Consider the following 2646-nt stretch of genomic DNA (forward strand, 5'->3'; position numbering starts at 1 on the left):
ATCGGCGCCGATCCTGAGCGGGGCGCCGGTGCCCATCTGATCATCACCATCGCCGATGCCGGGCCGGGTCTTGATCCCCGCCTCGGTGATCCGTTCGAGCCGTTCGTCACCGGCCGTGCCGACGGCATCGGCCTCGGCCTCGCGATCGCGCGGGACATGATCAGTGCGCAGGGCGGCGTGCTCGAGCATCGGGCGAGCGCGCGGGGCGCGGTGTTCATGATCATTCTGCCGGAGGGCCTCGATGGACGATAGGTCGATCGGCGGCGCGCGCGGCCTGAGCCGGCGGGGCGGCGTCTGATGCCGAGGATCACCCTGATCGACGATGATGCCGGTTTCCGCGACAGCCTCGCTGAAACCCTGACCGATCTTGGCCATAGCGTCACGCAATATGATCGCGCCCGCCCTGCTCTCGCGGCGATCGCCGCGGTGATGCCGGACCTGATTTTTCTTGATCTGCGCATGCCGGACATGGATGGGATCGCGGCTTTGCGCGCGATCCGCGCGGCGCAGCCCGACGCCCGCGTCGTGGTGCTGACCGCGTTCGCCACCGGCGACAATACGATCGAGGCGATGCGCCTCGGCGCGTTCGACCACCTGACCAAGCCGATCGGTCGCGACGCGCTGCGAACGCTGCTGGGCAACGCGTTGCGTCACGCCGAACCGGGCATGGCCGCCGAGACGGCCGCGCCGGGCGCCATCATTGGCACCAGCCCGGCCATCCGTGATGTGCAGAAGCGGATCGGACTTGCCGCGGCGGGGGATGCCAGCGTGCTCATTCTGGGGGAGACCGGTGTCGGCAAGGAGTTGGTCGCGCGGGCGATCCATCGGTTCAGCGCGCGTGCCGCCGGACCCTTCGTCGCGGTGAATTGCGCGGCGATTCCGGCCGATCTGCTGGAAGCGGAGCTGTTCGGTCATGAGCGCGGCGCCTTCACGGGGGCCGCGGTCGCGCGGCGGGGGCGGTTTCGCGACGCCGATGGCGGCACGCTGCTTCTCGACGAGATCGGCGACATGCCGCCCGCGACCCAGGCCAAGATTCTGCGCGCGTTGCAGGAGCACGAGGTGGTGCCGCTCGGCGGCGCGCCGGTGACGATCGACGCGCGGATCATCGCCGCGACCCATCAGAATCTGCAGGAACGCATCGCGGCCGGGCAGTTTCGCGCTGATTTATATTATCGGCTCGCGGTCATCCCGATCGAGGTGCCACCGTTGCGCGTGCGCGGCGCGGATGTGCTGGCGCTGGCGGGGCATATCATGAGCACGCTGCGCCCGCTGCACCCGCCGCGTTTGACCGATGCCGCGCAGCGCGCCCTGCTCGCGCATGGGTGGCCGGGCAATGTTCGTGAATTGCGCAACACGCTGGAGCGCGCCATCAGCCTGACCCCGTCCGGCGTGATCGATGCGGCGGATCTCGATCTGATTCCCGCGCCGGACCCGCGCATGGATGCGCCGACCCTGCCCGATGCGATCGCCGCGACCGAGATCGCGCTGATCCGCGCCGCGCTGACCCGCGCGCAGGGCAACCGCACCGAGGCCGCCCGGGCGCTCGGCATCAGCCGCCAGGCGTTATACGACCGTCTGCGGCGATACGGTCTCGAAATGCTGTCGGATCCGCCGACATCATCTGTCGGCAGATCCGACGACGACGCGGGATCGTCGATGGGATGATCGGGCGAAATCAGGGACATACGATCTGGCAGGGGTTATGCTGAGCCTGGCATGGGTTATGCATAACAGGGCTTGGGCCTGAGTTTCCCGGCCCGATGGAGATTACGATGACACGGAAAAAGCTTCTCTTTCTCGCCAGCGCCGCCGCCCTGCTCGGCGCCGGTCCGGCGCTTGCGGCCAATCCGCCGGCAACCGGCGCCAACGCCCTGCCGCGCTATAGCGGAACGGTCAAACACTTCACCATCACCCCGCGCGGCGCGATCGACGGGGTTATTCTGTCGAACGGCACGGATGTGATGTTCCCGCCCTACCTGTCCACCCAGATCGCGTATGCGGTGAAACGGGGGGACGATGTGATCATCCACGGTCTCAAGGCGGCCAATGAACCGGTGGTTCAGGGGGTTTCGATCACGGATGGCAGCCACACCGTGACCGATGACGGACCGCCCGCCGGGTTCGGCCCGCATCATCGCGGCGCGCCGAAGCGGATGATGGTGCAGGGCAAGGTGGCGCAATATCTGTACGGGCCGAACGGCATGAAGAACGGCGTGCTGCTCGCTGACGGCACCGCGCTGCACATGCCGCCGCCGGCGATCGCCAAGGCCTCGGTGGCGGCGCTGCTGAAGCCGGGTGACAGCATCGCCGCGGTGGGGTTCGGCACCACCAACGCGCTCGGCTCGGTGATGATGGTGCAGCAGATCGGCACCGATTTCAAGGATCTGACCCGGATCGCGATGCCGCACCCCCCCTTCGGTTGGCACCATGGCTGGCGTCATGGTCCGATGGGTGGGAAGATGATGCAGGGGTCGATGACGCGGGGGCCGATGCCGCAGGGGCCGATGATGGGGGGGGCGTTGGGTGGACCGGCGGGACATCCGCCGGTGCCGCCGGCAGCGGCTTCGGGCGGGGCCGGGACGCCAACCACGTCGAAATAGAGCGTTATGCTTTCAGCTTAACGCTCTAGCTCTATATTTTTTCGAG

Annotated in this window: 3 protein-coding genes; all 3 read left to right on the forward strand. The window is 67.9% G+C overall.

Features of this window, described 5'->3' with window-relative positions; translation table 11 throughout:
• Window positions 1-252 (forward strand): ATP-binding protein (locus ACP5E6_RS12935; RefSeq protein WP_427954666.1); only part of this gene is annotated, 252 nt, incomplete at its 5' end.
• A gap of 45 nt (window positions 253-297) precedes the next feature.
• A complete protein-coding gene (locus tag ACP5E6_RS12940) occupies window positions 298-1665 on the forward strand; it encodes a sigma-54-dependent transcriptional regulator (RefSeq protein WP_427954667.1) in 1368 nt (455 codons plus the stop codon).
• 107 nt (window positions 1666-1772) lie between these two features.
• The gene (locus ACP5E6_RS12945) at window positions 1773-2600 is read left to right on the forward strand and encodes a hypothetical protein (protein WP_427954668.1); all 828 of its coding nucleotides are present in this window, start codon (window positions 1773-1775) and stop codon (window positions 2598-2600) included.
• The last annotated feature ends 46 nt before the right edge of the window (window positions 2601-2646 follow it).

It is taken from the genome of Acidiphilium sp. (assembly GCF_049977125.1).
Classification (GTDB): domain Bacteria; phylum Pseudomonadota; class Alphaproteobacteria; order Acetobacterales; family Acetobacteraceae; genus Acidiphilium.

What these genes read in the sequence shown, in the direction of transcription:
- ACP5E6_RS12940 (WP_427954667.1), top strand. Translation starts at nt 298, where the DNA reads ATGCCGAGGATCACCCTGATCGACGATGATGCCGGTTTCCGCGACAGC.
- ACP5E6_RS12945 (WP_427954668.1), top strand. Translation starts at nt 1,773, where the DNA reads ATGACACGGAAAAAGCTTCTCTTTCTCGCCAGCGCCGCCGCCCTGCTC.